Here is a 13,947-nt window from a genome sequence, read left to right as displayed (position 1 = left end):
AAAAAGAGACGGGACGGACACCTTTGTGCGGAGGTGTCCGTCCCGTTGTTTGTTTGCCGGTAGAGCTGATGTGAGTCAATGTTCAATTGCGCCTGATCGAATTATTGGCCATTGAACTTCCCCGGTTCCGTACCGAAAAGAATGGAGCGGGCGCGACCCCCGGATCCCCACCCGGAGGCCGCGCCCTTTACCGTTGCCGGGCAGGTGAGCCGCAACCTCGCCGACCGCCGCCGGACGGGCAAAGCCCCCCACGGTCTTCACCACGTCACCTCGGTCCTGAAGGTTTCCTGCCCGACCCGTACAGCTTTTCGGTTCCCCGGTGATTGCCGCGACGCCTTTCAACTGTGGCTGAAACACCCTGGTAACCTGCAGTGATGCTGTGCATACTCGTTGTCGGGGGTGGTTGCGAGTGCACAGGTGGGGACGTCATGCTGCGGATTCATTTCACCGGAATCGACTTGGCGGGGGTGCGGACGGCGGCCCGGCCGGACGTTCTGTGGGAAACGATTCTGAGCTTTCATCGTTTAAGGGACCGGCGCGGACCCGTCGTCTTCGGAGAATGGCGCTCCGAAACGCGGATGCGGCTCGGCGGTGAGACGAGGCTGCTCGCCGCGCTCGTTCCCAGCCGCGGCTATTTTCCCGACTTCCTGACGCCCGCGGAAGGCGTCCAAGGGCTCGACGAGGGACTCCAGGCGATCCGCGCGACCGACGCCGGCCGGCTGCGCGGCGAACTCTCGCTGCTCGCCGCCGACCGCTCGGGCGGGCGGACCGTACCGCATTCGCTGCGCGCCCTCGCCGACGGCGGCTCGGAACCCTTCGACCGGCTCATGGGGGCGCTGCGGAGCTATCACCGGGCGGCCGTCGAGCCGTTCTGGCCGCACATCCGGGCCAGGGTCGAGGCCGACCGGGCCCGCCGGGGCCGCGCGCTCCTGGACGGCGGCGCCGAGGAACTCCTCGCCTCGCTGCCGCCGATGCTGCGCTGGAAGGCGCCCGTCCTGGAGGCGGACTACCCGGTCGACCGGGACGTCCACCTCGACGGGCGGGGGCTGCTGCTCCAGCCCTCGTACTTCTGCCGGGGGACCCCCGTCGTGCTGCGCGATCCCGTGCTGCCGCCGGTCCTCGTCTACCCCGTCACCCACGGCGAGGCGCCGACCGTCCGCGCGCCGGGCGGTTCCTCGCTCGCCAAGCTGGTCGGGCAGACCCGCTCGGCGGTCCTGCACGCGATCGGGGACGGCGGTACGACCAGCGAGCTGGCTCGCCGGGCCGGGGTGTCGCTCGCCTCGGCGAGCCAGCACGCGGGCGTGCTGCGCGAGGCCGGGCTCATCGCGACCCTCCGCCACGGCAACGCGGTCCTGCACACCCTGACGCCGTTGGGCGCCGCCCTGCTCGGCGGCGCCCAACGGACGGTGGACCTGCGCTGCTACGCGCGGAACGGCCCCGTCACCTCGTAGGTGATGCCGCCCGAGGAGCTGCCGCTGGTGCCGCGCTGGCTGGAGAAGTACAGCCGCCTGCCGTCGGGGGAGAAGGCGGGGCCGGTGATCTCGGAGCCGGACTGGCCGCTGATCCGCAGGAACGGCGCGACGACGTCGTCCGGGGTGATCAGGCAGATCTCCATGTTGCCGCCGTCCTCCGCGACGAACAGGTCGCCGGAGGCGCTGCCGGTGACGTTGTCGACGCCGGTGAGCGGGGCGCCGCCGCCGGAGACGAGCGAGTCGTCGTAGGCCAGCTCGTAGGTGCCGGCGGCGAGGTCGACCTGCCAGACCCGGTTGTCGCCCTTGGTGGTGAACCAGACGGTGTCGTCGGAGTAGTAGCAGCCCTCGCCGCCGTTGAAGTGCTTCGCGCCGGAGACCTGGGTGCGGGTGGTGGCCGGGGAGCCGTCCGGGTCCGGCACGTTCTGCCAGGTGAAGGTGCCGGAGGTGGCGGTGGAGGCCTTGAGGACCTGGAGGGTGCCGGCGGAGAGGTTGCCCCAGGTGGTGGGGATGAAGCGGTAGAAGCAGCCGTCGGTCTCGTCCTCGGTCAGGTAGATCACCTTGCGGACCGGGTCGGCGGCGGCGGCCTCGTGCTTGAAGCGGCCCATGGCGTCCCGGCGGTAGGCGGTGCCGCCCCAGGGGTTCGACTCGTAGACGTAGCCGAGGGACACCTCCTCGCAGGAGAGCCAGGTGTTCCACGGGGTGGCGCCGCCCGCGCAGTTCTGGCGCGTGCCGGAGAGGATGCGGTACGCGCCGGTGATCGCGCCCGCCGAGTCGAACCTCACCGCGCTCGCGCCGCCGCTCGGGTTGATCTCCGAGTTCGACACGTAGATCCAGCCCGTGCCGTCGGCGAAGCAGGCGCCGCCGTCGGGGGCGCTGTGCCAGGCGTACGAGGTGCCGGGGACCGGCTGGCCGGACCGGGCGATCACCCGGCTGGTGAACCCGGCGGGCAGCAGGATGCCGTTGGCGTCCGCCGCGCCGAGCGCGCCGTAGGGGCCGGCGCCGGGCTGGGCGGGGGCGGCGAAGGCCGCGCCGTGCCACAGGCTGCCACCGAAGGCGGCGGCCGAGGTGCCGATGACCGCTCCACGCAGGAAAGTGCGTCGCTCCACGTCTCACTCCTGAGAAGGGTGGTGAACCGCCCCGTCACGCCGGTCGGGCGACGGGGTCGCGCGCTTCCGGAACCTAGGAGTACGGAATTGACTGTGCATCAACAAGCGGTGAAGGGGAAGCGGCGGGCGGCGGGCGGGCACCCGCCTGTCGGTGCCGGCCGCTACCTTCAGGCCATGTCGCTCTCCGCACGTCCGATCCTCGCCCGTCCACTCGGCTCGGTACGGCTGCCCGGCGCCTCGGGACTGCTCCGGAACACGGCCTTCGAGACCCGCGCCGACGGCCCGCGCCGCGCCCTGCTGTTCCACGGCGACGGCCTGGAGGTCCACGACCTGGAGGACCTGTTCGCCGGGGAACGGGCGCCGGGGACCGTCTTCCCGGTGCCCTGGCCGGGCTGGGCCGGGGGCGGGGCCTCGGTGAGCCCGGACGGCACCTTCGCGGTCTTCTCCGGCCAGCGGGCGGTCCGGGCCGTCGGCGCGGACGGCGCGACGCTGTGGGAGCACCGGCACCCCTGCTGGGGCCCTGAGCCGGCCCACTCGCACACCGGGGACGAGCAGCAGGTCTGCGGCGGCTTCGAGCACGGCTCCTGCCGGATCTCCGACGACGGCCGTTTCGTCTGGGCGCACGCCCTGACCCCGGGGGAGGAGTACGTCGAGTGCTGGTCCGTCCTCGACGCGCGGGACGGCCGCGAGCTGGCCCGGCTGCCCCTCGACGACAGCGCGGCCGCCGGCTCCTCCCACCTCTCCCACCCCGACGGCGTCCACATGGGGCTCTGTATCGGCATGGGCCAGGACGGGGTCCTGCTGTACTGGGCGCGCTGGGACGGCGAGCGGCCGACCGTGTGGGGTCTCAATGAGACGCTCGACCGCATCCTGGCGGACGTCCACCCGGCCCACGAGGGCTTCCTGACCATCGAGCACTACGGGGAGGACCTGCGGCTGCACGCCCTGGACGGCACGGTCCTGGCCGAGCGGGGGCCGGTCCCGGCGGCGGAGGAGTCCGAGGAGGACGAGCTGCCGTGGGACCACCGGCCCGGCTTCGTCGACGCGGGCACCGTCATCGCGACCACCGGCGTCGAGTACGACGTCGACGACGCGGGCCCCCGCCACTGGCTCCTCGACGCCCGCACCCTGGAGATACGCGGAACCGTCACGTATCCCGGCGGCCCCGTCGACAGCCCGGCCCACCCCCTCGGCGACGGCAGCTGGCTCACCTGTGACGAGGCGGGCGGGGCGCTCCACCGCTGGTCGGTCTGACGTCCGGGGCCTTCGGCGCTCTGAGGCCCGGGGCCTTCGGCCCTTGGGATGCGGGTGCCGGCGGGGGACACTGGGGGGCATGCGTGCCACCCGGGACATCAGCGACCGCGACGACCTCGACGTGCTGCTGCGGCGCTTCTACGGCGCCGCCTTCGCCGATCCGCTCATCGGGCCCTACTTCACCGAGGTCGCCGGGACCGACCTGGAGGCCCATCTGCCGCACATCGTGGACTTCTGGGAGCGGGCCCTCCTCCGTACCGCCGAGTACCGGCGCGACGCCTTCGCCCCGCACGCCGCCCTGCACGCCGCGCGGCCCCTCACCGCCGCCCACTTCGGCCGCTGGGTGCAGCTCTGGCGGGCCACCGTCGACGGGCTGCACTCCGGGCCCCGGGCCGAGCGGGCCAAGGCGCAGGGCGAACGGATCGCCCTCGCCCTGCTGCGGCGGCTCGCCGGGACCGGCGCGGGCACCGGCGGCACGGGCGGCGGGTTCGTCCCGCTGGCGGCCCTGGAGCTGCGCTCCGTCGCCTGAGCGAAAAGAATCCCCGGGAGAGCGATGAGTTCCGAGGGGCGGGCCCGTCCTACCTCTCGACAGCACCGCACGAGGGAAGAGAGCACATCATGGCCCCGCAGATGATCTTCGTGAACCTGCCCGTGAAGGACGTCTCCGCCAGCAAGGCCTTCTTCGAGAAGCTCGGCTACTCCATCAACCAGCAGTTCAGCGACGAGACCACCGGCTGTGTGGTCATCAGCGACACGATCTTCGCGATGCTGCTCGAAGAGCCCAAGTTCCAGTCCTTCATGGCCCCCGGCAAGGAGATCTCCGACGCGACCAAGGCCACCGAGGTGCTGGTCACGCTGAGCGCCGAGAGCCGCGAGAAGGTCGACGAGCTGGCCGACGCCGCGCTCGCGGCCGGTGGCACCCCGGCGAAGGAGCCGATGGAGCTGGGCTTCATGTACGGCCGCTCGTTCACCGACCTGGACGGCCACCACTGGGAGATCTTCTGGATGGACCCGGCGGCGGCCCAGGGCTGAGCCCCCGGAGCCGGACCGGGCTGCGACCGGGCCGGGGGCAGGGCCCCCGGCCACGTACTCAGGCGGAGACGCCGCCGTCGATCACCAGGTCCGTGCCGACGGCGGAGCCCGCGTCGTCCGACGCGAGGTACAGCACGGCCGCCGCCACCTCCGCGGCGGAGGAGATCCTGCCGAGCGGCGACTCCTCCTTCATCCGTACCTCCCGCTCGGCCTCCGTCTCGCCGGGCCGCAGCGACATCGTGGACTCCGAGGCGCCGGGGCTCACCGCGTTGATGCGGACCCCGTCGGCGATGTGGTCCAGGGCCGCGGCCCTGGTCAGCGCCGACACGGCCGCCTTCGACACCTGGTAGCCGAAGACGCCGGGGATGCGGACGTGCGGGCCCAGGTTCGACGCGATGTTCACGATGGCCCCGCCGCCGTGCGCCCGCATGTGCGCCACCTCGGCCTGGAGGGCGTGCAGCACCCCCGTCACGTTGACGTCGAGCAGCGTCCGCCAGTCGTCCAGGGGGAAGTCGGCGGCGCTGTACCCGCCCCGGAAGACCCCGGCGTTGTTCACGGCCACGTCGAGACCGCCGAACAGCTCGACCGTGCGCCGGACCAGCTCCCGGGTGGACGCCGCGCCGGACACGTCGGCGGTGACGGCCGCGGCCGTGCCCCCGGCGGCCTCGATCAGGGCCACCGTCTCCTTCAGAGGCCCTTCCGTACGGCCGGCGACGACGACCTTCGCGCCCTCGGCGGCGAAGGCGAGTGCGATGGCCCGGCCGAGACCGGAACCGGCCCCGGTGACGAGGGCGACGCGGTCGGTGAAGCGTGCGGACATGGGTGACTCCCCTGTGATGGTCAGTGGGTGGTGCGGGTGGTGCGTTCGGGCCCGTGTTCGTGACGTGCGGGGGAGCGTTTGAACTTGACCGTACGTTCCATAATGAGGTCCGAAGAAAGGGCGCCCCCCGCGGGCGTCCGTCCTCAGTCCAGCAGGCCCAGGGCCTGTTCCGCCGCGTCGCGGACCCTGGCCGGGTCGCTCGACACCTTGCCGACCACCCGGATGCCCTGCATCAGCACGAGCAGCATCCGGGCGACCGCCCGGGGGTCCCGGTCGGCCGGGAGTTCGCCCCCGGCGCGGGCCCGGGTGAGCGCCCCGTGGAGGAGTGTCTCGACCAGTTCCCAGCTGAGCTCGACCCGGCGGGCGACCGCCGTGTCGTGCGGTCCCAGCTCCGCCGCCGAGTTGGTGACGAAACAGCCGCTCAGCCGCTCCCCGTCGGTCATCGCCTCGGTGGCGAAGCGGCGGACCAGCGCGCGGACGGCCGGCAGGGCCGGGCCCGGTGTGGACAGCTCCTCGACGATCCGCGGGTCGCGGGTCTCCAGGTAGCGGTCCATCGCCTTCAGGTACAGCTCGTGCTTGTTGCCGAAGGTCGCGTAGAGGCTGGCCCGGCCGATGCCGAGGTGCTCCACGAGGTCCGACATCGCTGTCGCCTCGTAGCCGCGCGCCCAGAACAGTTCGAGGGCTGCCTGGAGTGCGGCGTCGGGGTCGAATCCCTTGGTCCTGGCCACGAGAGGACCGTACGACCAACTGGAACGATCGGTCAAGAGAGCCCGTGGCGACCGCGGGACCGCTTCGGGGGGCGCTCGGGGGCCGCGCTAGACCGACCGCACCGGATACACCGCCACCGTCACCCCGTCGTCGTCCAGGCACCGGCCCGTCTCCAGGTCGAAGCGCTGCTTCAGGAGCGGCGAGGCCACGAACGGCCGCCCGTCCGAGGAGCCGACGAGCCCCCGGGAGAGCACCTGCGCCCCCGTGAACGGATCGCGGTTGTCGATCGCGTAGGTCCGGCCCGAGCGGTCCCGGAAGACCGCCGCCTGCCCGCCGTCCGGCAGCAGCGCCGCCACCCCCCGGCCGGGGGTCAGCCGGGACTCCTCGCAGACCGCCAGCCAGGCGTCGGGGGACGGTGAGAGTTCGAGGGTCGTCGTCATCGGGAAGTGGCCCCTTCCAGCGCGCTGTTCGTCCTGCCGAGCGTCAGGACCGTGAGGTCCGGCTTGATCTGGTCGCGCTCCGGGACGAACCGGACCGTGGGGTCCGGCGCCTCCGGCGCGTTCACGAAGGAGACGAAGCGCCGCAGCCGCTCCGGGTCGTCCAGGGTCTGCGCCCACTCGTCCCGGTAGCCGGCGACGTGCGCCGCCATCAGGGCCTCCAGTTCGTCGCAGAGCCCGAGCGAGTCGTGCACCACCACGTCCTTGAGGTGGTCGAGCCCGCCCTCCAGGCGTTCCAGCCAGGTCGACGTCCGCTCAAGGCGGTCCGCTGTCCGGATGTAGAACATCAGGAACCGGTCGATCAGGCGCACCAGTTCGGCGTCCGAGAGGTCCTGGGCGAGCAGGTCCGCGTGGCGCGGGGTCGCGCCGCCGTTCCCGCCGACGTAGAGGTTCCAGCCGTTCGCCGTCGCGATGATCCCGAAGTCCTTCGACTGGGCCTCGGCGCACTCGCGGGCGCAGCCCGAGACCGCCGACTTGAGCTTGTGCGGGGCGCGCAGCCCCCGGTAGCGCAGCTCGAGGCGGATCGCCGTCCGCACCGAGTCCTGGACGCCGTAGCGGCACCAGGTCTGCCCGACGCAGGACTTGATGGTGCGCAGCGCCTTGCCGTACGCGTGCCCCGACTCGAAGCCCGCGTCCACCAGCCTCGTCCAGATGGCGGGTAGTTGGTCGACGCGGGCACCGAAGAGGTCGATCCGCTGGCCGCCGGTGATCTTCGTGTAGAGGCCGAAGTCCCGGGCCACCTCACCGATCACGATCAGTCTCTCCGGGGTGATCTCGCCGCCGGGGATGCGCGGCACGACCGAATAGGAGCCGTTGCGCTGCATGTTGGCGAGGAAGTGGTCGTTGGTGTCCTGGAGGGCGGCCTGCTCGCCGTCCAGGATGTAGCCGTCGATGCCGAGTGCCGGGGCCAGGGAGGCCAGGATCGAGCCGACGGTCGGCTTGCAGACCTCGCAGCCCTCGCCGCCCCGTGCCCCCTCCCGCCCGTGCGAGTCGAGCAGTGCGGCGAAGGAGGTCAGCCGCAGGGTGCGGGCGATCTCGTACAGCTCGCTCCGGGTGTGCGGGAAGCAGCCGCAGAGTCCCTCGTCCGCGGCGGCCGGCAGCAGCTTCTCGATCGTCTTCACGCAACTGCCGCAGCCCGTACCGGCCTTGGTGCACCTCTTCGCCTCGGGTAGCGAGGAGCACTGTCCGATCGCGTGCTTGGTCACGTTGTGGCAGGAGCAGATCACCGCGTCGTCCGGGAGCGCCGAGGGGCCGAGCGTGACCGGGGCGCCCGCGCCGGCCGGGAGCACCAGCTGCTCGGGGGAGACGGGCGGCACGGAACCGGTGAGCGGACGCAGGAGCCCGTACTGCTCGGCGTCGCCGACCAGTACACCGCCGAGCAGCACCCCGTCGCCGGAGATCACCAGCTTCTTGTAGACGCCCGAGCGGGAGTCGGAGTACACGACGTCGAGGCAGCCCTCGGCCGCGCCGTGCGCGTCGCCGAAGGAGGCCACGTCCACGCCGAGCAGCTTCAGCTTCGTCGACATGTCGGCACCGGTGAAGCCGTCCCCGGCCTCCTCGTCGGCGATCGTCGCCGCCGCCGTCTGCGCCATCTCGTAGCCCGGCGCCACCAGGCCGTACACCCGCCCGTCCGAGGCGAGCGCGCACTCGCCGATCGCGAAGACCGCCGGGTCGGAGGTGCGGCACCGCTCGTCGACCGCGACACCGCCGCGCTCCCCGACCGTGAGCCCGCAGTCCCGGGCCAGCTGGTCCCGGGGCCGTACCCCGGCGGAGAACACGACCATGTCCGTGGGCAGTTCGGAGCCGTCCGAGAGCTTCATCCCGGTCACGGCGCCGTCCGCCGCCACCACCTCCTGGGTGCCCGTGCCGGTGTGCACGGTCAGGCCCATCCGCTCGATCGTACGGAGCAGGGCCGCGCCGCCGCCCTCGTCGACCTGCACCGGCATCAGGCGCGGCGCGAACTCCACGACGTGGGTGTCCAGTCCGAGCCCGCTGAGCGCGCCCGCCGCCTCCAGGCCGAGCAGTCCGCCGCCGACGACCGCGCCGGTCGTCGCCGTCCGCGCGTACTCCTCGATCGCGAGCAGGTCCTCGATCGTGCGGTAGACGAAACAGCCGCGGGAGTCCTTGCCGGGGACGGGCGGCACGAACGGGTACGAGCCGGTGGCCAGGACCAGCGTGTCGTACGCGAAGACCCGCCCCGAGCGGGCCGTGACCGTACGGGCCTCCCGGTCCACCGCATCGGCCGGGTCGCCCACGTACAGCTCGATGGAGTGCTTCTCCAGGAAGCCGGCCTCGACCATCGACAGGTCGTCCGGGGTCTTCCCGGAGAAGTACGAGGTCAGCCGTACGCGGTCGTAGGCCGGGCGGGGCTCCTCGCAGAGGACCACGATCCGGGCCCGCGCGGTGACGCCACGGTCCGCGAGCGCCTCGAGGAACCGCTGGCCGACCATCCCGTGGCCGACCAGGACGATGGTGGGGGTGGTCATGAGGAGCCTCCGTCGTGGGTGAGCAGATGGAGCAGGGGCGCGTCGTCGGGCAGGGCCTCGTCGCCCTCCCAGGCGCGGGCGAGCGTCCCGACCGCGGCCAGATCGCCGAGGAGGAGGCCCCCGACGAGCCGGTCACCGCGGACGACGACCTTGCGGTACGCGCTGCGCGTGGCGTCGGTGAGCTGGACGACCTCGTCGCCCGGCAGCGCCGTGACCTCGCCGAAGGCGGCGAGGTCGAGTGGCCGGGCACCGCCGAGGGTGAGCCGGGTGAGGGCGCGGGTGCCGGTGTAGCGCGCGCCCGGGAGTTCGGCCGTGAGCAGGTCCGCCAGCACGTCGGCCTGTTCGAGCGCCGGGCCGGCGAGGCCGTAACTCCGTCCCCCGTGCTCCGCGCAGTCGCCGACCGCGTGGATGTACGGGTCGGAGGTGCGGAGTTCGTCGTCGACGACGATGCCGGTGGCGATGTCGAGGCCCGCCTCACGGGCGAGGGCGACGCGGGGGCGCACCCCGCAGGCGAGGACGACCACCTGGGCGTCGAGGACGAAACCGTCGGCGAGTTCGACGGCCGTGACGGCCCCGTCGCGCTGCCGGAGGCCACTGACGCGGCACTCGGTGTGCACCTCGACGCCGAGCGCCGTGACATGGCCGTGGAGCAGGGCCGAGGCATGGACGTCGAGTTGACGATCCATCAGCCGTTCGCCCTGCTGGGCCAGGACCACGTCCGCGCCGAGCGCGGCGAGGGCGCGGGCCGCCGAGACGCCGAGGAGACCGCCGCCGATGACCACCGCCCGTACTCCCGGCCGGACGGCGGATCGCAGCTCCAGACAGTCGTCGAGGGTACGGAAGGGGTGGACGCCCTCCGGCAGTTCCGCCCCGCGCACCCCGCGCAGCGGCGGCAGCACCGGATTGGAGCCGGTGGCCAGGACCAGCCGGTCGTAACCGACGAGGGAGCCGTCCGCGCACTCCACCGTCCTCGCCGCCCGGTCGATCCGCACCGCCCGCGCCCCGAGCCGCGCGGGCTCCCGGGTCCCGGGCAGGGCGATCACCTCGGGGGCGTACCGCCCGGCGAGGACTTCGGCGAGCAGCACCCTGTTGTACGGGGCGTGCCGCTCCTCTCCGAGGAGGGTGACGGGGAGCCGCTGGGCGAGCCGGGCGCCCGCCGTTCCGCCCCCGACCACCACGATCCGTGTACTCATGACGGGAAGCGTGCGCGGCCGGTGTTACCCGGCGGCATCCCGGCTGTTTCCCGTACGGAACGCTGATCTCCGTGCCCGGCCCGGAGGGCTGTGAGGGCGCGGGGAGGGCGAGGGCGGCCGGACCGCAGTCCGGGGCCGCCGGTCGGGCCGCCGGTCGGGCCGAGGAACGTGTCGAGGACAGGGTCGAGGACAGGGTCGAGGGTTAACCCGTGGTCAGGCTCGGCTCAAGCCCGCCTTAAGGATCGGGCCGGAGGGCCTGAGCTGCGGATTCCCGTATACGGGGGACCCTAGGGTGCCGGATGTGACCTCCGAGGCCCGCCCCCACCCGCTCTATGTGCCCCTGCCCGGCCGGCCGGCCGCCGCCCCGGCGCCCGCCCCTCCGGCAGAGGCAGACCACGCCCCCGCCCCCGTCCTCCGCCTCGCCCCCGACCGGCTGCGGACCGGCATCCTCGCCGGGGCCGGAGCCGTCGCCCTGCTCTGGGGCCTCCAGGCCAGGCCCTCCGCCCGGCTCGACGCCTTCTTCGCCACCGGCGCCCACCTCACCGGCCTCCTCGCCGGCTACGGCGTCCTGGTCCTCCTGCTCCTCATGGCCCGCGTCCCCGCCGTCGAACACGGCGTCGGCGCCGACCGGCTCGCCCGCTGGCACGCCCTCGGCGGCCGGTACGTCCTCGGCCTGATCGGCGCCCACGCGCTCCTCGCCCTCATCGGCTACGCCGTGCACACCCGTACCGACCTCGTCACCGCCACCGGGGGCCTCCTCGGATACGGGGCCATCGCCGCCGCCACCGCCGGCACCCTCCTGTTCGTCGCCGTCGGCGTCACCTCCGCCCGGGGTGTACGGCGGCGCGTCGGTCACGAGACCTGGCGGGCGGTGCACCTCGGCGGGCTCCTCGCCGCCGCCCTCGGCTTCGTCCACCAGCTCGCCGGACCCGACCTCGCCGACAGCCTCCTCACCCGCTGGCTCTGGTCGATGGCCCACGGCACCGTCGCCGTCCTCCTGCTCTGGTACCGGGTCGTCGTCCCCGTCCGCGCCGCCCTCCGCCACGAACTGCGGGTCGTCGAGGTCCGCGACGAGGGCCCCGGAGTCGTCTCCGTCCTCGTCCGGGGCAGGGGAGTGGCCCGGCTCCAGGCCGAACCCGGCCAGTTCTTCCGCTGGCGCTTCCTGCGGCGCGGACTCTGGTCGACGGCCCTGCCCTTCTCCCTCTCCGCGCCCGTCCGCGACGACACCCTGCGGATCACCGTCAAGGCGCTCGGCGACCACACCCGCCGCATCCGGCGGCTCCGCCCCGGCACCCGGGTCCTGGCCGCCGGACCGTTCGGCGCGCTCACCGCCCACCGCCGCACCCGCCGCAAGGTCCTGCTGCTCGCCGGCGGCGTCGGCATCACCCCGCTGCGCGCCCTCTTCGAGACCCTGCCCGGCGGGCCCGGCGACGTGACCCTGCTCTACCGGGCCTCGGACGCGGCCGGACTCGTCCTCCGCACGGAACTGGAGGCCATCGCCCGCGAACGGCAGGCCGCGCTCCACTTCCTCCTCGGCCCCTCCGACGACTCCTTCGACCCGCTCGCGCCCCGCGCGCTGCGCAACCTCGTGCCCGGACTCGCCGCCCACGACGTGTACCTGTGCGGGCCGCCCGCGATGGCACGGGCCGCCACCGCCCATCTGATCCGGGCCGGGGTGCCGGCCTCCCGCATCCACAGCGAGGACTTCGACCATGGCTAGACACGGCGCACCCCGCGTCCCCAGACACGGCGTACCCCGCGCTTCCACCGTCCGCCAGGCGCGGCGCCGGCTCGCCGCCGCGCTGATCGGCGCCGGGGCGCTGGCCGCGACCTTCCTCACGGCCTCGGTCAGCCCGGCCGCCCCGCCGGCCCCCGACCGGGAACCGGGCGCCGCAAGCTCAGACGTAGCTCAACTCTCCAGGGATTGATGGACGGGGCAACGACCGTCTCCCTAGGCTCTCGGACATGCCCGAGATCTCACTGACCACCCTTGTCCTGCTCTGCCTCGCCGCGCTCGTGGCGGGCTGGATCGACGCCGTGGTCGGCGGCGGCGGGCTGCTCCTCCTGCCCGCCCTGCTGCTCGGGCTCCCGCACGTCCCGGCCGCGCAGATCCTCGGCACCAACAAGGCCGTCGCGATCGTCGGCACCACCGGGGCCGCCGTCACCTACGTACGGAAGGCGCCCGTGCAGGTCTGGACGGCGTTCCGCATCGGGCTCGCCGCCCTCACCGGCTCCATGGTCGGCGCCTTCTTCGCGGCCGGGATCAGCAGCGAGGTGCTGCGCCCGGTCATCATGGTGGTGCTGCTCGCGGTGGCGGCCTTCGTGATGCTGCGGCCCTCGTTCGGAGCGAAGGCCGAGGGGGAGGAGCGGGCGCCGCTGACCCGGGCCAGGATCGTCACCGCGATCGTCGTCGTGGGCGGCGGGATCGGCTTCTACGACGGCCTGTTCGGGCCCGGCACCGGCACCTTCCTGGTCCTCGCGCTGACCGCCGTGCTCCACCTCGACCTGGTGACGGCCTCGGCCACCGCGAAGATCGTCAACGTCTGCACCAACGCGGGCGCGCTCGCCATGTTCGCCTACCAGGGCAGCGTGTACTGGCAGCTCGCCGCCGTCATGGCGGTCTTCAACCTGGTGGGCGGGACCGTGGGGGCGCGGATGGCGCTCAGCAAGGGCGCCGAGTTCGTGCGTGGGGTGCTGCTGGTGGTCGTGCTGTCGCTGGTCGCGAAGCTCGCCTTCGACCAGTGGGCGTGACCTCCGCGGCCTATCGGACCCCGATGAGGTGCCCGAAGGCGACGACGTTCCCCTGGTAGCCGTTCTTCTTCGAGAAGCCGCCGCCGCAGGTGATCACCCGGATCTCGGCCCGGCCGGCCTCGTCGTACACCTTCCGGTCCGGGAACGCCCGGTTCTCGTAGACCTCGACCGCGTCGACGGTGAACACCGCCGTACGCCCGTCCTGCCGGTCCACCTCGATCCGGTGGCCCTTCTTCAGCGCGCCGAGCGTGTAGAAGACGGCCGGCCCGTCGGCGTTGTCGACATGACCCGCGACGATCGCCGTGCCCTTCGCACCGGGCGTGGTGCCGTCCCCGTACCAGCCGGCCATGTTCCGGTCCCGCGCAGGCGGCACGTCGAGCGAGCCGTCCGGGGCCAGACCGAGCCGCATCATCGGGGTGTCCACGTCTGTCTCCGGGATGCGCAGCCGGACGGGCGGCGACGGCGGCAGCGGGTCGGCGGCGGCGTCGGTGTGCACGCTCGGCCCGGCGGCGAAGGCCTGCGCGGCCGACGGAACGGGCGGGGTGACCTGCTGCGAGCCGTTCTGGACGAGCCAGAACCCGACGCAGGCGGCCATGGCTATGCCCCAGCCCTTCGTCCTGTTGCTCAC

General features: G+C 73.1%; 13 protein-coding genes. 6 read left to right on the top strand and 7 right to left on the bottom strand.

Annotation, left to right across the window (positions count from 1 at the left end):
* The first annotated feature begins 428 nt into the window (after positions 1-428).
* On the top strand, positions 429-1,451 hold the full coding sequence (locus ABT154_RS16590) for an ArsR/SmtB family transcription factor (protein WP_351857539.1): 1,023 nt from the start codon (positions 429-431) through the stop codon (positions 1,449-1,451).
* On the opposite strand, the gene ABT154_RS16585 is transcribed toward ABT154_RS16590, so the two are convergent.
* Positions 1,421-2,578: an alkaline phosphatase PhoX gene (locus ABT154_RS16585; protein WP_351857538.1), complete on the bottom strand. Its 1,158-nt coding sequence runs from the start codon at positions 2,576-2,578 to the stop codon at positions 1,421-1,423. The two genes, ABT154_RS16590 and ABT154_RS16585, sit on opposite strands and share 31 nt — an antisense overlap.
* Positions 2,579-2,752: 174 nt before the next feature.
* Between ABT154_RS16585 and ABT154_RS16580 the strand changes: the two genes are divergently transcribed.
* The 3 genes from ABT154_RS16580 (at position 2,753) to ABT154_RS16570 (ending at position 4,864) form a co-directional block, all read left to right on the top strand.
* On the top strand, positions 2,753-3,832 hold the full coding sequence (locus tag ABT154_RS16580) for a hypothetical protein (RefSeq protein WP_351857537.1): 1,080 nt from the start codon (positions 2,753-2,755) through the stop codon (positions 3,830-3,832).
* Positions 3,833-3,911: 79 nt separating this feature from the next.
* Positions 3,912-4,361 carry a group III truncated hemoglobin gene (locus tag ABT154_RS16575; protein ID WP_351857536.1) on the top strand — a complete coding sequence of 150 codons (450 nt, stop codon included), beginning with the start codon at positions 3,912-3,914 and terminating at the stop codon, positions 4,359-4,361.
* A gap of 89 nt (positions 4,362-4,450) precedes the next feature.
* Positions 4,451-4,864: a VOC family protein gene (locus ABT154_RS16570; RefSeq protein WP_351857535.1), complete on the top strand. Its 414-nt coding sequence runs from the start codon at positions 4,451-4,453 to the stop codon at positions 4,862-4,864.
* Positions 4,865-4,922: 58 nt separating this feature from the next.
* Here the strand turns inward: ABT154_RS16570 and ABT154_RS16565 are convergent, their stop codons facing one another.
* From ABT154_RS16565 to ABT154_RS16545, 5 genes are all read right to left on the bottom strand, one after another.
* Positions 4,923-5,684, bottom strand: a complete 762-nt coding sequence (locus ABT154_RS16565) for an SDR family NAD(P)-dependent oxidoreductase (protein WP_351857534.1) — start codon at positions 5,682-5,684, stop codon at positions 4,923-4,925.
* Between the two features lie 143 nt (positions 5,685-5,827).
* On the bottom strand, positions 5,828-6,412 hold the full coding sequence (locus tag ABT154_RS16560; protein ID WP_351857533.1) for a TetR/AcrR family transcriptional regulator: 585 nt from the start codon (positions 6,410-6,412) through the stop codon (positions 5,828-5,830).
* 87 nt (positions 6,413-6,499) lie between these two features.
* Entirely contained in the window at positions 6,500-6,832 is a 333-nt protein-coding gene (gene nirD, locus ABT154_RS16555) for a nitrite reductase small subunit NirD (RefSeq protein ID WP_351857532.1), read from the bottom strand.
* Entirely contained in the window at positions 6,829-9,375 is a 2,547-nt protein-coding gene (gene nirB, locus ABT154_RS16550; RefSeq protein ID WP_351857531.1) for a nitrite reductase large subunit NirB, read from the bottom strand. The genes nirD and nirB overlap by 4 nt, the downstream gene beginning before the upstream one ends.
* The gene (locus ABT154_RS16545) at positions 9,372-10,568 is read right to left on the bottom strand and encodes an NAD(P)/FAD-dependent oxidoreductase (RefSeq protein ID WP_351857530.1); all 1,197 of its coding nucleotides are present in this window, start codon (positions 10,566-10,568) and stop codon (positions 9,372-9,374) included. The genes nirB and ABT154_RS16545 overlap by 4 nt, the downstream gene beginning before the upstream one ends.
* A 301-nt stretch (positions 10,569-10,869) precedes the next feature.
* Between ABT154_RS16545 and ABT154_RS16540 the strand changes: the two genes are divergently transcribed.
* Together ABT154_RS16540 and ABT154_RS16535 are read left to right on the top strand one after the other, a co-directional pair.
* The gene (locus ABT154_RS16540) at positions 10,870-12,288 is read left to right on the top strand and encodes a ferredoxin reductase family protein (protein ID WP_351857529.1); all 1,419 of its coding nucleotides are present in this window, start codon (positions 10,870-10,872) and stop codon (positions 12,286-12,288) included.
* Between the two features lie 245 nt (positions 12,289-12,533).
* A complete protein-coding gene (locus ABT154_RS16535) occupies positions 12,534-13,319 on the top strand; it encodes a sulfite exporter TauE/SafE family protein (RefSeq protein ID WP_351857528.1) in 786 nt (261 codons plus the stop codon).
* A gap of 10 nt (positions 13,320-13,329) precedes the next feature.
* Here the strand turns inward: ABT154_RS16535 and ABT154_RS16530 are convergent, their stop codons facing one another.
* Positions 13,330-13,914 carry a class F sortase gene (locus tag ABT154_RS16530; RefSeq protein WP_502969523.1) on the bottom strand — a complete coding sequence of 195 codons (585 nt, stop codon included), beginning with the start codon at positions 13,912-13,914 and terminating at the stop codon, positions 13,330-13,332.
* Positions 13,915-13,947: the final 33 nt, after the last annotated feature.

The organism is Streptomyces sp. NPDC001728, assembly GCF_040297565.1.
Taxonomy (GTDB): Bacteria; Actinomycetota; Actinomycetes; order Streptomycetales; family Streptomycetaceae; genus Streptomyces.
Note: the sequence above shows the minus strand (reverse complement) of the source record. Positions and strands in the feature narration are given on the sequence as shown.

Bases quoted from the DNA above. Each gene is read 5' to 3' on its own strand.
- ABT154_RS16590 (WP_351857539.1), top strand. From the start codon at position 429: ATGCTGCGGATTCATTTCACCGGAATCGACTTGGCGGGGGTGCGGACG.
- ABT154_RS16580 (WP_351857537.1), top strand. From the start codon at position 2,753: ATGTCGCTCTCCGCACGTCCGATCCTCGCCCGTCCACTCGGCTCGGTA.
- ABT154_RS16575 (WP_351857536.1), top strand. From the start codon at position 3,912: ATGCGTGCCACCCGGGACATCAGCGACCGCGACGACCTCGACGTGCTG.
- ABT154_RS16570 (WP_351857535.1), top strand. From the start codon at position 4,451: ATGGCCCCGCAGATGATCTTCGTGAACCTGCCCGTGAAGGACGTCTCC.
- ABT154_RS16565 (WP_351857534.1), bottom strand. From the start codon at position 5,684: ATGTCCGCACGCTTCACCGACCGCGTCGCCCTCGTCACCGGGGCCGGT.
- nirD (WP_351857532.1), bottom strand. From the start codon at position 6,832: ATGACGACGACCCTCGAACTCTCACCGTCCCCCGACGCCTGGCTGGCG.
- nirB (WP_351857531.1), bottom strand. From the start codon at position 9,375: ATGACCACCCCCACCATCGTCCTGGTCGGCCACGGGATGGTCGGCCAG.
- ABT154_RS16545 (WP_351857530.1), bottom strand. From the start codon at position 10,568: ATGAGTACACGGATCGTGGTGGTCGGGGGCGGAACGGCGGGCGCCCGG.
- ABT154_RS16535 (WP_351857528.1), top strand. From the start codon at position 12,534: ATGCCCGAGATCTCACTGACCACCCTTGTCCTGCTCTGCCTCGCCGCG.
- ABT154_RS16530 (WP_502969523.1), bottom strand. From the start codon at position 13,914: ATGGCCGCCTGCGTCGGGTTCTGGCTCGTCCAGAACGGCTCGCAGCAG.